Genomic DNA, 16088 nt, shown 5'->3' with positions numbered 1-16088 from the left:
TTTCACTTTCATTTGACTGCTTGTATATATCAGTGGTTTAATAAATATATGGAAAAGATTCATTTATATTATGAAAGGATAAAGCCGCCAGTCTAACGTAACAGCGGCTGATTACGTATGGACAATCATTTTTTTCTTCGCGATTTCTCTAAAAATGCACAGAGCGACGGGCTTTCGGACAAGAGTGTGAATTCCCTGTCCGTCACGAAGTCCAGGAATACCATTGACGCTTATGAGTCGGACTGGAATGATTTCTGTGACTGGTGCCGGTATCACCATGTCAGTTCTTATCCGACCACGCCGGAGACCGTGGTGAACTATATCAATGACCTGGCGGACTATGCCAAGGCTGCCACCATCCGGCGCCGGATCAGTGCGATCTCAGAAAACTACAACGCCTCCGGGGACCACGTAGAAAACCCCTGCAAGGCATGGATTGTGAAGGAAGCCCTCATAGGCCTTACCAGGCTTAAGGGCACCATGCAGAAAGGCAAGACACCTCTGTACTGGGAGGAAATCGAGGAAATCGTATCCCATATGGATACGTCTCTCCCCTCTCTCCGGGACAAGGCGGTGCTCCTTCTGGGCTTCATGGGCGCCTTCCGGAGGAGCGAGCTTTCGGGCCTCAATGTGGAGGATATTACGAAGTATCCCCAGGGCATCGTCATCACCATCCGCCACTCCAAGACCGACCAGGCTTCGGAAGGCCAGCAGATCGGGATTCCCTATATTTCCAACCGGAAAATGGACTGCATCCACGCCCTCCAGGACTGGATGAACGGTGCAGAAATCACAGAGGGACCCCTGTTTCGCAGTTTCCTTAAAAACGGTAAGGTCTCTGCCCGGCGGCTCAGTGATAAAAGCATCAACCTCATCGTGAAGAAATACGCCGCTTCCATCGGCCTGGACCCTGAATTCTACGGTGCCCACAGCCTGCGCCACGGCTTTGCCACCTACGCCGCCCTGAAGGGCGTGGAAGAACGGCTCATCATGAAACAGACCCGCCACCGCAGCGTGGAAATGGTACGGCGCTATATCAATGAGGCCGACCTCTTCACGAATAACCCCATTGATAAGATATTTAAGTGATATCCGCCGCTTCGCGGCATGGAGTTGAGATTTGAGAGTTGAGAGTTGAGGCCCAGCGGCTTCGCCGCAGGTTTTCGATTTAAGAAATAGAGAACAGACATTCTTTTAATCGATTCCAAGATGAAAAGAATGTCTGTTCGTGTTACATTATGCCGGTTATGGATACGGAGATCCATCCTGCGGCTTTGCCGCGCCCCTTCTCTAAGGGCTGCATGGGTACGGATTTTCCCACATAGGTTGGTAATTACATTCCAGTGACTCTATTCGTTAACCCGTGCCCCCTTAGAGAAGCAATGCTATTCAGTTAAGCGTTTTACACAAGCATACGTTATAACGACGTGTGCTTTTTTTGTGTCTAAAAAAAGCTTAGGTTTACAAAAAAATATAAAAACATCAAAAAAAGGCTTGACAAATCCTCAAAAATTTGAGGCTCCGCCTGTTAGTAAGGGAACCACCCCAATTGTTAACAAGGAGGATTTGTTATGATCAATTTTGAAAAGCAAGTCAGAAAAATTTTTAGGAGCCACTGAGTATTCCGCAGTAGGTGTACCGCCTGTCCGCCAAGGTGTACCGTTTGTCCGCCGAGGTGTACCGCTTGCCATTTTTAGGTAACTTCTTGAACTATTGGTGTACATGCCAGCTGAAATACTCCTAAATTCTTTTAATAAATATATTAATATATGGCTTCCTGCCATAGAATGAAAACAGGGACGTAGTATTTCCCTTTGTTCTATGAAAGGAGGCCTTTTAATATGGCCAATTTTGCTAGGATCCGGCTCATCCTGGAGCTCCATGACCGCGGAATGTCTCAAGATGAGATTTCCCGCTCCCGTCACATGTCGAGGAGTACGATTACTACCGTACTGCGAACAGCGCGGAAGAAGGGCATCACTTATGCGGGCATCCGCAAGCTGGATGATGCAGCACTACAAAAGCTCTTCTTCCCTGACCGGCCGGAAGGTTCAGACATGTACGAGCTGCCGGATTACGAATCCATCCATAAAGAGCTCAAGAAGCCGGGTGTGACTCTTTCATTGCTCTGGACGGAGTATCGTGACAGGTGTCACCAGAATGGAAACATTGCTGTAGGGCATACCAAGTTCTGTGAGGATTACGGCCGGTACTGCACAACCCATGACCTGACCAATCATCTGGAGCATAAGCCCGGAGCCCAGTGCGAGGTCGATTGGAGCGGGCCGACCATGCAGATCATCGACCGTGATACCGGCGCGACCATTTCCGTGCATCTCTTTGTTTCCTGCCTCACATACAGCAGGTATGCCTACGTGGAGGCCACGCTGGATATGAAGATGGATACATGGCTCCGGTGCCATGTTCACATGTACGAGGCATTTGGCGGCGTTCCTGTGCGGACAGTCTGTGACAATCTCAAAACCGGCGTTGTGAAGCATCCCAAAGAGGGTGAAGTGGTTCTCACCGATGCCTATGAGGCACTTGGGCTTCATTATTCAACTGCTATTATGCCTGCCGGTGTGCGGAAGCCCAAGCAGAAAGCATCCGTGGAGAATACGGTTGGAAATATTGCCACCGCTATCATCGCCCGTCTTCGCAACAAGGTTTACTTCACTCTTGGCGAGCTGCAGAAGGATGTAGTAACTGCTACAGATAAGTACAACCGGCAGCCCTTCCAGAAAAGGCAGGGAAGCCGCTATGAAGTATGGCTGGACGAGAAGAAATATCTCCGGGCTCTTCCACGAGCTCCTTATGAAATCGCCGAGGTTATTCTGGGAAGGAAAGTATATCCCAATTTCCACGTTTCTTTTAAGAAAAACTGGTACTCCGTTCCCTACGTATACCGCGGGCAGTCCGTGGACATCCGTTACACCGACAAACTTGTGGAAATCTACTGCGGAAACCAGCGTATTGCCTCCCACATCAGATTTCCTGACTACATGACCAACCACTATTCCACACGCCCGGGAGATATGCCGGATGAATTCAACCAGCCGGAAATGGACAAGGATCGCATCTGTGCCTGGGCCGGGAAAATCGGACCGTGTACGTCGGAAGTCATCAGGAGGATCTTTGACAGTGTAACCATAAAAGAGCAGGGCTATAATGCTTCATTGGCCGTTCTGCATCTCAGTCAGAAATATCCGAAGGACCGCTTCGAGAATGCCTGCCAGTATGCTTTAGCCCACACAACATCGCCCCGCTACAACTATCTTAAAGCTGTATTGGGGAACAATCAAGACAAAATCCTGGACGGCGTACATTCCGCCCGTTATGAAAATACCGGAAAACACAGTATTTCCGAAAAAGGCGCTTACATCCGCGGCGCAGACTATTATGGAGGAAAGACAAAATGATCAATGAAGAAACACAGCGGAAACTCCGCAACATGAAAATGGAACCTCTGGTAGAAGCCCTGCAGAACCAGCAGAGTGATCTGGAATCTTATGCCCCTTTGGACTTCGATTCGAGGCTGACACTGGCCATCGATGAATGCTATTCAGTAAAATTGGATGATCGCATCCGGAGGCTGACGCATATTGCTAAGTTTCGCTATCCTGATGCCGATGTTCACACCCTTATCCTGCAGGGCAGAGGTTTCAGCCGCGAAGAAATCCTGGGCTATGCCAGCTGCGGTTACATTGAACGCCATAAGAATCTGATCATCAACGGATTTACCGGAGTAGGAAAGACCCACCTCGCCTGTGCTTTAGGGAAAGAGGCCTGCCGCCATCTGTACAGGGTCAAGTATTTCCGCATGCCGGAGCTTATGGAACAGTTCAATTATGGAACCGAAGTCGGACGGAGCGTGGCCAGCATTGTAAAGAAGTTCTCCGGCTACGATCTCCTCATCATCGACGAATGGCTTCTCGAGATGCCGACGGAAGTGGAGCAGCAGTATCTTCTTGAAATCTTGGAAAACAGGTACGATGCCCATTCTACTATTTTCTGTTCCCAGTACAAAAGCTCAGAATGGTATCCACGCCTCGGTGATGGGGTTCTGGCCGATGCGATTATGGACAGAATCATTCACAATGCCTACCACATCAATTGCGGATCAATGAATATGAGAGAATATTTGAATAGCACCGATGCGAAAAATGACTAAATTATTTTAACATCATAACCTAAAGAATAAGCGGTACACCTTGGCGGATAAGCGGTACACTTTCCGCGGAAAGGCGGTACCGCTTTTTCGGATAGGCGGTACACCTGTTGCGGAATATTCAGAGCCACGTTCAACATGTTATTGACAATCCCAAGTTGTATGGGATTAACCCCAGATTTTTTACCCGGGTACGGAAATGGCCTATTGCACGTATTCTTTTAGTTATGTATAAGATGCAGACCGGCACCTTGCCAGATATCCTTTTCAAGAATTTCATTGAGATGGATGAATTTGGTGACTCAACTCCTTCTGCGTTCATTCAGCAGCGGCAGAAACTCACGACGGAAGTTTTTACCACCATTTTCAGGAATGTCCTCAAGGACCTGCACCGGTTACTTGAGCTTAAGAGATACCATGGCAAATTCCTTATCGCCTGCGATGGCTCAGATTCGCCCATGCCTACTCCAGTGTTACCTGTTCCAGATGACTGCAGTCCATTTGGGAGGCCACAGTACCATATGGATCATGTAAATGCTTTTTATGACGTTCTAAACCATCTCTATCTGGCAATTACGACTAAACCAAAGCTGTCATGCAATGAGCAGCGCGAACTTCTGGAGCTGGCCCAAATACTGTCCCAAGAGCATCCTATCTATAAACCCGAGGATACGGTCATCATCAGTGACCGTGGTTATGAAGGCTATCAGGTCCTGTGTCTGCTTACTCAAATGGGTTTTGGATACGTCATCCGGGCAAAAGGTCCGAGTGCAGGCATTCTTTCAGCCAAAGGGCTTAATCTCCCGGATGGCATCACCAACAAAGAAATAACAATCAATGTCCATGTAAGGCGCAGTGCCAAAGGAATCTATCATAAGGAATCCAGTGAAAAGTTCCGGCCTGAGACAGATATGATGCTGAGAATCCGCATCGTGTCCTCGGTTTCGCCAAGTGGGGATGTCCAGTATTACCTTACCAACCTGGATATCCGGTCATTTTCTGCCTCGGAGATTGGATGTATTTACAGAAAGCGCTGGCAGGTTGAAACAGCTTTCCGCCATTTGAAATATGGAGTAGGAGCCATCGTATTTCACTCCAAGTTCCTGCTCTATCAGGAAATGGAACTGTATGCGGCACTTACGTTGTATAACTGTGTTGCAGCCATCATAAACCATATTCCTATTCAGGAAATTGATGCACACCACAAGTACCGGTACAAGGTTAATTTCAAAGCAGGAGTCCTGCCCTGCCTGCACTATTTATTCTGTACGGAAGAGCAGGCGAATTCTTTCAATTTGACTAAGCGACTCGAGGCCTACAAAGTAGCTATCATTCACAACAGGCATTACGACCGTGGAAGAATTGAAAAGAAGGTCCATGCCTTCGAGGGAAAACCTACCGGATTCTAAGGAATATTGTCAACTAAGATACCCAAGCTATTATCACGGATAAATCCGAAAAAAATCCGCAATTTTCGGTTCTTTTCGCATGCAAAAATCTAACTTGTAAAAATAACTGATGTAAAAATGGTTGTTTAGGCAAAGCAAAAATGGAGAATTTATGGCAAGTTCACAATAATATTGCATCCCTAAAAGACATATTTTGCTCGTTTTTCTCTTAACTTAATAGCATTGCTTAGAGAAGGGGGCAGCCCAAAGGGCGGGGGATGGATCCGCCTCGAAGAGGCGGGATAAGATGGTCTATAGATTCACAAGAAAGCAAAAAAGAACATTCATTCTTTTCACAGGGTTTTGGATTAAAAGAACAGGCGTTCAACATTTGAAAAATTGTGATGTATCCTGACCGGCCTGACCAACCTTTCCAAGCTAACCAGGCTCCCACCGGATACAGAATCTTCCAATCTCACAAATATGAAGGCTCCGTACAACCCATTCAACCTATTCAACCCATTTCTCTTACCTCCTAACCCACTAACTCACCAATCCACTTTCCCACTCCTTCACTGTCTCGCTTACACAAAAGCTGAACGCCCATTCTTTTGACGATATTTCTCATCAGAAGAATGGGCGTTCGTATTTCAGCGTTAATATATCAGCGATTCACCGGCACCTTGATGGTCATGCCCGGTACCAGCTCTCCGGGGTTATTGATATGGTTGAACTGCTGGATATCATAGATGACCTTCCGGATATCCTTTGTATTGTCCGTGCGTCGGGCAGCGATGTCCCAGAGCGTATCGTTTTCTTCCACCGTCACCGTCTCATACTGCACAGCATCTCCGGCCATGGAGGCATTGACGCCCCAACCGCAGAATAGAACCAGACCAATAAACAGGTATATAATCTTTTTCATGGCAGCTCCCCCTTTTCCTGAACAACTGCATGGGTCAATCAAACTTTTATTTGCAGGAACGTTATTTTGCAAAACTTTCATTCGCAGAACATCGTTTCTATGTATATAGTAGTACAAAACAAAGTTTCGTACAATAGAACGAGGAATTAAACTTTTTTAATCTGCACTCAGATGTTTGCTGTTCCGGAATAGGCAAAATGAATCATTTATTCCATGAACTTCTGTTTGATTTCACCGTCCCTATCCTGTATAATAAATATAGATTTATGACTTTAAAAATAGAAATAGAGAAGCTAAAGATTCTATGATTCTTGATTCAATAAGGAAGGGACGAACATGGCTAGAAGAAAGGCAAATAACAAGGAACTGACAAGCCGGGAACAGAGCATTCTCGACTTTATCCGCAAAAAGATTTATGAAGATGGATATCCCCCTACGGTCCGTGAAATCTGTAGCGCCGTGAACCTCCGGTCCACTTCTACGGTCCATGGTTACCTGGCCCGTCTGGAGGAAATGGGTGTCATTAAGAGGGACCCCGCCAGCTCCCGGGCCATCGAAGTGGTGGATGATATGTCCTGGCGCCATAAGAAAATGATTCCCATGCCCATGGTGGGCGCTGTCCGTGCCGGTGAACCCCTGGTGGCTGATGAACATGTGGAATCGGTGTTCCCCCTCCCCGCTGAAATGGTGGGCAGTGATAACAACTGCTTTATCCTCGTGGTTCGGGGCGACAGCATGATCAATGCAGGCATCCAGGAAGGCGACTACCTCATCGTCTCTGAGCAGGACCACGCCCAGGACGGAGATATCGTGGTGGCCCTCGTAGGCAGCGATGACGCCACGGTAAAACGGTTCTATAAGGAAGCAGACCATATCCGCCTGCAGCCGGAAAATCCGGCCTATAAGCCCATCATTTCCAAGGATGTCACCATCCGGGGCAAGGTCATTGGACTGTACCGCCACTTCTGATATTTGGCAATTGGCATAGTAAAACGCCATACCCATGAAAGTCGTTCATGGATATGGCGTTTTTTTACGTTTGACCAGTTGGTGTGAATAAGTGTAGATGAATGTACGGATAAACGGGCAGGAGCTTTGAGCCTTCAGCCTTGAGCATTGAGCGGATCAGCCCCTTTGGGGCGGGTGACGGATGGCTGAGGGGAGTGCGAACGGATGGAGGCTTCCAGCTGCCAGCTATTAGCGGCCAGGAAAGCTCGACCGCCTGCGGCGCTTCCATCACTTCCCCTCAGCTGACCCCAGCCCCGTAGGCTGCACCTCAACTCTTTCTTTGAAAACCCCGTCAGAGTCATTTACAAGAGAGATCTCTCGACTCTTCGTAGCTTTAGCGATTTTTGGCATTGCAGTCATAGCGGCGCTTGCCACCGCTCGAGATGACGAGTGACGTACAGAGACAAAATTGAAAGCTGCCGCAAAACGGCGGTTAATCATTGGATGTTCCCCAAACTGATCAGGCCTATTGGACCATTCCCGTCAGTTTCCTACAGCTAACCTCAGCCCCGTGGGCAGCTCCTTCCCAAGGAAGGAGCCTTGTGCATAGTCATTTACACGTTATGTGTGCAGAGCCATCAGGAATCCATCTGCGGCTCCGCCGCTTTCCACCTCGACCCCGATCTTACTTACGTTCTCCTGATCTTCCCCTCATCCATGGTAATCATGCCGGTCTTCAGGAGGTGTCCTACGGCCCGCTTGAAGGCGGCTTTGCTGATGCCGAGGGATGATTTGATGAGGGTGGGATCCGATTTGTCCGTAAAGGGAAGGCTGCCGTTGTGGCGGTCCATGTAGTCCAGGAGCAATTTCATGTCCCCTTCCATGGATTTTTCTTTCTGGGGACGGAGGGAGATATTTACGTGGCCGTCCTTCCGGATATAGGTGACCCGGCCTTCTACTTCAGACCCCATGGGGATGGGCTTTGTCACTTCATCCCTGTGGAGGAAGGCGATATTCCGGTCCCTGGTGATGATGAAGATGCCTTCTCCGGTCTTGTTGTATACGGTGCCTTTAATGGTGTCCCCCACTTTAATATCCTTTGCCGGCAGGGCGATACGGCGGATGTCTTCTTCCACCTTCATGGTTACCGCCAGGCGGCCGGTCTTATCCACGTAGAGCTTGACCCAGATAGACTGGCCTTCGGACACCCGTTCTTCCATTTGGGAGAAGGGCAGGAAAATGCCCCGTTCCGTTCCTACATCCACGAAGGCGCCGAACCGGGTGGTGAGCATCACCGGCGCATAGCCGATACCGCCTACGGAAATCTGGGGCAGCCGCATGCTGGCAGTGAGACGGTGATGGGGATCATGGTACAGGAATACGTCCACCTGATCTCCCACTTTTACCGGATGCACCTGCTGCCCGTTATGGAGGAGAATATCATCGGAATCATTGCCTGTGCCGGCGTCCAGGAAGGCGCCGAAGGAAGCAATCCGTTTCACCGTAAGGGTGGCCAGGGAATTTTCTTTCAGTTTCATGGGGCCCAGGCCCTCATTCCCCTCTTTATTCATTGTCCTCTCCTGTTTCATGGTATTCCTCTACCGGCGCTTCTTTCCAGAGAGAATCAAAGTCATAGCGCCGTCTTTCTTCATCGGTGAAGATATGGACAATCACATCGCCGAAGTCCAGGAGAATCCAGTCTCCTTCCCGGTAGCCTTCCACACGGAGCGCATGGATGCCAAGGTCTCCCAGTTTTTCTTCCACTTCGTCCGCTGCAGCCTGGGCCTGTTTCTTATTCCGGGTGGTGGCGAGGACAAAGTCATCAGCAATACTGGTGAGACCCCGTACGTTCAGCGCACGGATGAGTACGGCCTTCTTTGAAGATAAAGCTTTGCAGATGGTTTCAATCGTTTTTTCCATAGAATAGTCTCCTTGAAATAAAAATATATAGTAATGAAAAATGATGTTCGTAAATAAGTTAGGAGTGAGGAGTGAGGAGTGAGGAGTGAGGAGTGAGGAGTGGTGGTGCGCCGCGTCAGAACTATAGGCGGCGCATATTTATATTGCTTACCGCTATCAACTATCAGCTTACCGATTTTTCGGATATCAGCCTGATGAAAAATCATGGAAATGGCAAACCGCTTTCTATGATAACACCCCGTACCCATGCAGGCCCTTGGAGAAGGGCCGCGGCAGAGCCGCAGGATGGATTGCCGTAATCGTTAACAGCTGTATATGAAGAGCCAGTCAACCGGCATTACCTGCTTCGCAGAACCCGCTTCTTCGAAGCGGATCCATCCCCCGCCCTTCGGGCTGCCCCCTTCTCCAAGGGGGCACGGGTTGACGAATAGAGTCACCAGAGCGAATTATTCATTCCAAATGAGCTATCCCACACCCATGCAGGCCCTTGGAGAAGGGCCGCGCCAAAGGCGCAGGATGGATTGCCGTAATCGTTAACAGCTGTATATGAAGAGCCAATCAACCAGCATTATCTGCTTCGCAGAACCCGCCTCTTCGAGGCGGATCCATCCCCCGCCCTTTGGGCTGCCCCCTTCTCTAAGGGGGCACGGGTTGACGAATAGAGTCACCAGAGCGAATTATTCATTCCAAATGAGCTATCCCACACCCATGCAGGCCCTTGGAGAAGGGCCGCGGCAAAGTCGCAGGATGGATGCGGCTTTGCCGCTGAGCAGCTCAATGCTCAAGGCTGAAGGCTCAAGGCCCAATCCCCTCAATCTCGATCTGTCAATTATTTCTCATTATCCGACCCGATAGTCAGTGCCACCGCTTTCTGGAGTTCTGCAGGGTTCACTACCCAGGTGGGGACTTTATTGATAATCTGGGTTTCGCCGGGAAGGATGACGTAGTGGAAGCTGTCTTCCGGGTAGCCGGTGAAGGTGTAGGCCAGCTGGGCCGCTTCTCCGGCGGGAATATCCGTTTCCGAGGGGTTCCAGATATGGTGGGTAAAGATATAGCTGTACAGGGGGAAATGGTTATGAAGAGCGGTGACCAGGGTTTTCATCATCCGTTCCTGCCGCTGGATGCGGTCGATTTCTCCGTTCTTTCCGTCCAGGTACCGCACATAGCCCAGGGCTTTTTCTCCATTGAGGTCCTGGTAGCCCTGGCGGATCTCTATATCCGGATTACCGCTGCCGTCTGCATGTTCCATGTTCTTTTCCACGTACATGTCTACGCCGCCGATTTTATCCATGTATTTCTCGAAATCCGAAAAGTCGATGACCCCATATCCATCCACCCGGAGGTGAAGCAGGTTTTCCACGGCACTCTTTGTTTCTTCCGCTCCCCCTTCGCTGAAGGTGGTCCTGATGAGCTGGTTCTTCTTTTCCTGCCGGGAGAGCTTTGTATTCGGCGGGATGGAAATGAATGTCACTTCCTTGTCCCTGCTGTTCCAGGCGGTGAGGAGCAGGGCGTCGGCCTCGTTGCCCCAGTTCTTGTCGGTGCCGATGAAAAGGTAGTAGGAAATGGGAGATCCGGAGCTGCCGTTCTTCCCCATCACGTAGGTGACCCCTTTTCCGATGGCCATGCCAAGGATCACGAGGACTGCCGCCACGATAAGAAGGAAAAGGGCCAGCTTTCCTGTTTTGATTTTTCCCTTTTTATTTTGTTTCATGGGCTTTCTCGTGTTTCAGTATCAAATCATTCCTGCCGATAAAGGTGAGGTCATAAATGTAGGCTTTCTGGTCCATGAGGTGGGATATGGTGGAATCGTAGGCCGCCAGCATGGCTTCATCCAGGTCTTTTTCCGCCAGTTTACGGAGCTTTTCCACCCCCGGGAAATCCCGGGAAGGTTCGATGTAGTCCGCCAGGAATATGATCTTTTCCAGGAGGGTCATGTCCTTCCGGCCGGTGGTGTGGTAGTAAATGGCTCCTTTGATTTCAGGGTCGTCGATGCCATACTTCGTCTCCGCCAGCACGCTGCCTGCCGGCCCATGGAGGAGGGCCCGGCTTGAAAGGAAGTAATCATCGCAGGAAAGGCCGGCGCCCTTCACGATGTCCTGCATTTCCGAAAGGGAGAGCTCCTTGGCGCAGTCATGGACCCAGCCTGCCACATAGGCCTTCTTCGGGTCTGCCCCGTACTTTTCCGCCAGGTGCTTCCCCATGTCCGCCACCCCTTCGGAATGGTGGAACCGCTTGGGGGACAAAATCTTTTTCAAATCTTTTTGTATATCTTCCAGTTTCATTTCTTATCCTTCGTATAGATGATTTTTCTTAATGAACCGAATTACGGCGTCCGGAATGAAGTACCGGGCCGATTTATTATGGGCCAGCAGGTCCCGGAGGATGGTGGAGGAAATCTCCAGTTCCGGGATTTTCAGGAAATGGATTTTCTCCCTTCCCAGTTCCCCGAAGCAGGCTACGGCCTGTTTCAGTTTTTTCTCATACCCCGGCCGGCTGGCACAGATGAAATGACAGATCTCCAGAAGTTCCCGGTTGTACTTCCAGGTGGGCAGGTCCGCCAGGGCGTCGGTGCCGCAGATGAAGTAAAACTCTGTATCCTCTCCCATTTCCTTCTTCAGGATATGGATAGTGTCCACCGTATAGGAGGGGCCGCTCCGGTCCCGTTCCACCGGGGAAATGGTGAACATGGGATTCCCGCGAATTGCTTCCTTTACCATGTCATACCGGGCCTCTTTGTCGATATGGTGCATATCCTTGTGGGGCGTATCACCGGAGGGCACGAAAATGACCTTTTCCAGGCCGAATTCCTGCCACGCCGATTCCGCAATCACCAGGTGCCCGATATGAATGGGGTTGAAGGACCCGCCAAATATGCCTATCCGTTTAACCATAGATATAACACCGCTTCCGCAAGGATGATACAGACCACAAGGAATCCAAGAAGCTCCAGAATATGGGACAGCTCAAACCGTCCCTTCGGATGCTTCGTATAGTAATAAACCAGCCATTTCAGTTTTTCTGAAAATTTCATCGCATCACCAGGAGATTATCCCTGTGGATCACCGTATCATAGGGTGCTTCCCCACCCAGGGCTTTTGCCATTTCTCCGGTGTGGAGACCTTTGATCTTTTGGATATCGCTGCTGCTGTAATGGGTGATACCCCGGGCCAGCTCTTCCTCACCATAGTAGACGGATACCGTATCCCCTTCTTCGAAGGTCCCTTCGGTGCCCGTAATTCCTACGGCCAGGAGGCTGGAGCCCTTCTCGAGCAGTGCCTTCCGGCAGCCTCGGTCCACGAGGATTTTGCCCTTCACCGCCGTACCGATGATGACATCCCGCTTCTTCAGCTGGGGATGAACGTTTTCTCCCTTGAACAGGGTGCCGATATTTTCCCCGTCCATAATGTGGAGGATTACGTCCGGCAGGCTTCCTTTGGCAATAATCATGTCAATGCCCGAATGGACACAGATTTCAGCGGCCTGGATTTTCGTATACATGCCGCCGGTGCCCTGGCTCGTGCCGGCACCTCCGGCAATACGGAAAATATCCCTGGAAAATTCCGGCACCTCATGGATGAGTTCTGCCTTCGAGTCCTTCCTGGGATCCGCCGTATAGAGGCCATCGATATCGGAGAGGATAATGAGGAGATCCGCCTCCGCAATGCTGGCAACAATGGCGGAAAGGGTATCGTTGTCGCCGATTTTGATTTCGTCTGCCGTTACCGCATCGTTTTCATTGATTACAGGAACAGCGCCCAGTTCCAGGAGCGCCGACAGGGTCCCCCGCATGTAGAGGTACCGCTTCGAATTCACCGCATCCCCCTTCGTGAAGAGGAGCTGCCCCACCACGTGTCCGTATTCCCGGAAAAGATGCTCATAGATATTCATGAGAATCCCCTGTCCCACGGCGGCAGAGGCCTGCTTATAGGGCAGGAAGGATGGCTTTTTCTGGAATCCCAGCTCCGGGAAGCCGATGCCGATGGCGCCGGAGGTGACAAGAATCACCTGGATGCCCCGGTTCACAAGGTCAGAAATCTGGCGGGCCAGATGGTCCATGAAACGGAGGTTCATCTTCCCGTTGGCATAGGTGAGGGAACTGGTGCCTACCTTGATGACCACCCGTTTCTTCTTTGGAATGCTCCGGCGGCTCATGTCAGGGGAGCTCATAGTGGGACTTCTTTTCTTTCTGCTTGAAAAGCACACAGTTTCTTCCGATAATCTGGACGATTTCACAATCCAGGTCCCGGGCCAGGAGGTCCGCGGTATCCCGGATATCTTCGTCGGAGTTCTGGTTGATCTTCACCTTCACCAGTTCCCGGGCCAGCAGCACGTCCTTCACGCTGTCAATGACCGTATCCGTCAGCCCTTCCTTGCCGATCTGCACATAGGCCGGCAGCTGGACCGCCTGGCTCTTCAAATACTGTTTCTGTTTTCCTGTCAGCATAGATAGTCTCCCTTATTCTTCGTCATCGCTGTTATCTTTATTTTCGGAGAACGTGAATTCCACGCCATAGAGGTTCACCGTATCTCCTTCCTTAATGCCCTGCTTTTTCAGAAGCTTGTCGAGCCCCATGAAACGCCAGGCCCTGTCGAAACGGCGGAGGGACACGTAGTCTTCGAAATTGGTCATACCAACCAGTTTCTCTACCCGCTTGCCCTTCACGTAGAACACGCCGTCCTTCTGTTCGATTTCGAATTCATCCTTCGGCACCTCGTAGACAATGGTCTTTTCCGGCGCTTCGAAGGACACATCCGGTTCTTCCTGGAGAATCTTCCAGGCCGCTTCCAGGAGTGGCTTCAGCCCTTCCCCGGTGAGGGTGCAGATGGGGAAGAACTGATACCCCTCACCCTCAATAGCCTTCCGAAGTTCATCCAGTTTCTTCGGATCCTCGATGAGATCCGTCTTATTGGCAGCCACGATCTGTTTCTTCTTTGCCAGAAGGGGACTGTACAGTTCCAGTTCATTATTGATGACATGGAAATCGTTCAGTGGGTCCCGTCCTTCACTTCCGGCGGCATCGAGGACGTGGATGAGAACCTTCGTCCGTTCCACGTGGCGGAGGAATTCGTCCCCCAGACCCGTACCCTGGCTGGCCCCTTCAATGAGGCCTGGGATATCAGCCATCACAAAGCTCCGGTCATAGTCGAGACTTACCACGCCCAGAATGGGGTTCAGGGTAGTGAAATGGTACGCCGCCACTTCCGGCTTCGCCCCGGACACCTTCCGGAGAAGGCTCGATTTCCCGACGCTGGGGAAACCAAGGAGACCTACGTCCGCCAGTACTTTCAGTTCGAGGCGGATGTTTTTCTCTTCCCCCGGCTCCCCTTTTTCTGCGTACGTAGGAGCCCGGACGGCGGAGGTGGCGAAATGGGAATTACCCCGTCCCCCATGGCCGCCTTTGGCCACCATGACTTCCTGGCCGTTCTGGGTGAGATCTGCCAGGAGTTCATTGGTTTTGTCGTCGTATACCATGGTGCCAAGCGGCACTTCCACAATCACATCTTCTGCGGCTTTGCCGAACATTTCCTTGGCGCCCCCATTGGCACCGGCCTTAGCTGCAAACTTCCGATGGCGCCGGAAATTGATGAGGGTATTCAGGTCACTGTTCGCCCGAATAATGACGGAGCCCCCCTTGCCCCCGTCGCCGCCGCTGGGGCCGCCCCGGGGCACATACTTCTCCCGGCGGAATGCGACCATCCCATCCCCGCCGGCGCCGGATACTGCAATAATCTTTGCTCTATCAATAAACATAATCATACCTCGCTAAAAAAATCAAAAATATCTATAATATTATAGCATGGAACGGGGGAAAGGGATATATACGATCGAGACCGAGGCCGAGATCGAGAGTAAAGGGCCCTGCGGGCCGAGTGACGGATGGCTGGGCGGCGTGCGAACGGGTGGGGGCTTCTAGGGAAGCACTGATTAAATCGTTGTCAGATTTCATTCTTGGATTTTTATGCAATGCGAGGAATAATCCGACGCGAATAGCGAGCTATTTAAGGAGGATTATGACGAAGCAGTGCATAAAAATATTTATGAAATCTGACTCTGCGATTTAATCAGCGCTTCCCTGGCTTTTAGCTGCCAGCTGCCAGGAAAGCCGGTTCGCCTGTGGCGCTTTCATTAACTAACCCCACTCTGGCGGGTGGCAAGCGAACGGGGTTCGCAGGGAGCCGTCAGGCGACAGAGAAACCAGTGAGATGCTTCCCTGTGTGGGAAGTCCCGCGAAGCAGGCAAGGAGGTGCATTTGCGACGAGAGCGCTATTGGGTAGTCCCCCTTTTTCAAAGGCAGCAGTCCTGCAGAGGACTGCTGAGCCAGGCCCATATTGGCGCCTTTACTGCACACTAAGGCGCCTTCCTTTTTGGCCTGGCCGGAGGATGTCTGCGCCAGCAGACAGAGGGATTCTGATGGGTCTGCGGCGAAGCCGTGGGACCTCAACTCTCAACTCTCTTTCCTCAACTCTTTTTTGAACCCCATCATAGTCACATTTACCAGGGAGATCTACTACAATGGAGTTTGGTTAGGAGATGTCCAGCTAGCAGCTCTTAACTGCCTTGTTGTTGAAGCTGTACAATAGAGATGCAATGGATGGACTGGGAAGATCTGGAACATCACCGTTCGCTCGAGAGCCCGTCTTCCGGCATCCTGGTACAGCGTCCGTTTTAAGCAGGCGGATCTGGTCATTTTATGACCAAGTTCATGTACCTTAGTAGATAGGATAGGCATCAGGGAAT

15 protein-coding genes are annotated in these 16088 nt (G+C 50.7%); 5 read left to right on the top strand and 10 right to left on the bottom strand.

What is annotated here, in order from left to right; all coding sequences use genetic code 11:
- Positions 1–117 precede the first annotated feature (117 nt).
- From ACFWUL_RS05240 to ACFWUL_RS05225, 4 genes are all read left to right on the top strand, one after another.
- Positions 118–1089 carry a site-specific integrase gene (locus tag ACFWUL_RS05240; RefSeq protein ID WP_416178005.1) on the top strand — a complete coding sequence of 324 codons (972 nt, stop codon included), beginning with the start codon at positions 118–120 and terminating at the stop codon, positions 1087–1089.
- Positions 1090–1841: 752 nt separating this feature from the next.
- Positions 1842–3419: an IS21 family transposase gene (istA, locus tag ACFWUL_RS05235; protein ID WP_416178004.1), complete on the top strand. Its 1578-nt coding sequence runs from the start codon at positions 1842–1844 to the stop codon at positions 3417–3419.
- The gene (locus ACFWUL_RS05230; protein ID WP_273185728.1) at positions 3416–4171 is read left to right on the top strand and encodes an ATP-binding protein; all 756 of its coding nucleotides are present in this window, start codon (positions 3416–3418) and stop codon (positions 4169–4171) included. Before istA ends, ACFWUL_RS05230 begins: the two co-directional genes overlap by 4 nt.
- A 107-nt stretch (positions 4172–4278) precedes the next feature.
- Positions 4279–5577, top strand: coding sequence for an IS4 family transposase (locus tag ACFWUL_RS05225; protein ID WP_416178003.1), 1299 nt, complete (start codon positions 4279–4281; stop codon positions 5575–5577).
- Between the two features lie 643 nt (positions 5578–6220).
- Here ACFWUL_RS05225 and ACFWUL_RS05220 read toward each other — a convergent pair.
- Positions 6221–6481, bottom strand: a complete 261-nt coding sequence (locus ACFWUL_RS05220) for a LysM peptidoglycan-binding domain-containing protein (RefSeq protein WP_297022645.1) — start codon at positions 6479–6481, stop codon at positions 6221–6223.
- 336 nt (positions 6482–6817) lie between these two features.
- Between ACFWUL_RS05220 and lexA the strand changes: the two genes are divergently transcribed.
- Positions 6818–7450: a transcriptional repressor LexA gene (gene lexA, locus ACFWUL_RS05215; protein WP_416178002.1), complete on the top strand. Its 633-nt coding sequence runs from the start codon at positions 6818–6820 to the stop codon at positions 7448–7450.
- Positions 7451–8118: 668 nt separating this feature from the next.
- On the opposite strand, the gene ACFWUL_RS05210 is transcribed toward lexA, so the two are convergent.
- From ACFWUL_RS05210 to obgE, 9 genes are all read right to left on the bottom strand, one after another.
- A complete protein-coding gene (locus tag ACFWUL_RS05210) occupies positions 8119–9000 on the bottom strand; it encodes a S1 RNA-binding domain-containing protein (RefSeq protein ID WP_416178001.1) in 882 nt (293 codons plus the stop codon).
- Positions 8993–9349: a ribosome silencing factor gene (gene rsfS, locus ACFWUL_RS05205; RefSeq protein WP_297022653.1), complete on the bottom strand. Its 357-nt coding sequence runs from the start codon at positions 9347–9349 to the stop codon at positions 8993–8995. The genes ACFWUL_RS05210 and rsfS overlap by 8 nt, the downstream gene beginning before the upstream one ends.
- Before the next feature lie 829 nt (positions 9350–10178).
- Complete coding sequence (locus ACFWUL_RS05200; RefSeq protein WP_416178000.1) at positions 10179–11060, bottom strand: LCP family protein; 882 nt, start codon at positions 11058–11060, stop codon at positions 10179–10181.
- A complete protein-coding gene (yqeK, locus tag ACFWUL_RS05195; RefSeq protein WP_416177999.1) occupies positions 11047–11631 on the bottom strand; it encodes a bis(5'-nucleosyl)-tetraphosphatase (symmetrical) YqeK in 585 nt (194 codons plus the stop codon). Before yqeK ends, ACFWUL_RS05200 begins: the two co-directional genes overlap by 14 nt.
- Positions 11632–11634: 3 nt before the next feature.
- Positions 11635–12240 (bottom strand): nicotinate-nucleotide adenylyltransferase, encoded by a 606-nt coding sequence (gene nadD, locus ACFWUL_RS05190; RefSeq protein ID WP_297022790.1) that lies wholly within the window; start codon positions 12238–12240, stop codon positions 11635–11637.
- Positions 12225–12380, bottom strand: coding sequence for a hypothetical protein (locus ACFWUL_RS05185; protein ID WP_297022792.1), 156 nt, complete (start codon positions 12378–12380; stop codon positions 12225–12227). Before ACFWUL_RS05185 ends, nadD begins: the two co-directional genes overlap by 16 nt.
- Complete coding sequence (gene proB, locus ACFWUL_RS05180; protein WP_416177998.1) at positions 12377–13516, bottom strand: glutamate 5-kinase; 1140 nt, start codon at positions 13514–13516, stop codon at positions 12377–12379. Before proB ends, ACFWUL_RS05185 begins: the two co-directional genes overlap by 4 nt.
- Positions 13503–13790, bottom strand: a complete 288-nt coding sequence (yhbY, locus tag ACFWUL_RS05175) for a ribosome assembly RNA-binding protein YhbY (RefSeq protein WP_297022807.1) — start codon at positions 13788–13790, stop codon at positions 13503–13505. The genes proB and yhbY overlap by 14 nt, the downstream gene beginning before the upstream one ends.
- 15 nt (positions 13791–13805) lie before the next feature.
- The gene (obgE, locus tag ACFWUL_RS05170; protein ID WP_297022796.1) at positions 13806–15101 is read right to left on the bottom strand and encodes a GTPase ObgE; all 1296 of its coding nucleotides are present in this window, start codon (positions 15099–15101) and stop codon (positions 13806–13808) included.
- Between the last annotated feature and the right edge of the window lie 987 nt (positions 15102–16088).

Origin of the sequence: Dialister sp. (genome assembly GCF_047832375.1) — a bacterium.
In the GTDB taxonomy this organism is placed as follows: domain Bacteria; phylum Bacillota; class Negativicutes; order Veillonellales; family Dialisteraceae; genus Dialister.
This window is presented reverse-complemented; position numbering and strand designations above follow the sequence as displayed.

Excerpts from the sequence above, each read along its gene's own strand:
- ACFWUL_RS05220 (WP_297022645.1), bottom strand. The coding sequence starts at position 6,481 with ATGAAAAAGATTATATACCTGTTTATTGGTCTGGTTCTATTCTGCGGT.
- obgE (WP_297022796.1), bottom strand. The coding sequence starts at position 15,101 with ATGTTTATTGATAGAGCAAAGATTATTGCAGTATCCGGCGCCGGCGGG.
- proB (WP_416177998.1), bottom strand. The coding sequence starts at position 13,516 with ATGAGCTCCCCTGACATGAGCCGCCGGAGCATTCCAAAGAAGAAACGG.
- istA (WP_416178004.1), top strand. The coding sequence starts at position 1,842 with ATGGCCAATTTTGCTAGGATCCGGCTCATCCTGGAGCTCCATGACCGC.
- ACFWUL_RS05210 (WP_416178001.1), bottom strand. The coding sequence starts at position 9,000 with ATGAATAAAGAGGGGAATGAGGGCCTGGGCCCCATGAAACTGAAAGAA.
- ACFWUL_RS05200 (WP_416178000.1), bottom strand. The coding sequence starts at position 11,060 with ATGAAACAAAATAAAAAGGGAAAAATCAAAACAGGAAAGCTGGCCCTT.
- ACFWUL_RS05230 (WP_273185728.1), top strand. The coding sequence starts at position 3,416 with ATGATCAATGAAGAAACACAGCGGAAACTCCGCAACATGAAAATGGAA.
- lexA (WP_416178002.1), top strand. The coding sequence starts at position 6,818 with ATGGCTAGAAGAAAGGCAAATAACAAGGAACTGACAAGCCGGGAACAG.
- rsfS (WP_297022653.1), bottom strand. The coding sequence starts at position 9,349 with ATGGAAAAAACGATTGAAACCATCTGCAAAGCTTTATCTTCAAAGAAG.
- yqeK (WP_416177999.1), bottom strand. The coding sequence starts at position 11,631 with ATGAAACTGGAAGATATACAAAAAGATTTGAAAAAGATTTTGTCCCCC.
- ACFWUL_RS05240 (WP_416178005.1), top strand. The coding sequence starts at position 118 with ATGGACAATCATTTTTTTCTTCGCGATTTCTCTAAAAATGCACAGAGC.
- nadD (WP_297022790.1), bottom strand. The coding sequence starts at position 12,240 with ATGGTTAAACGGATAGGCATATTTGGCGGGTCCTTCAACCCCATTCAT.
- ACFWUL_RS05185 (WP_297022792.1), bottom strand. The coding sequence starts at position 12,380 with ATGAAATTTTCAGAAAAACTGAAATGGCTGGTTTATTACTATACGAAG.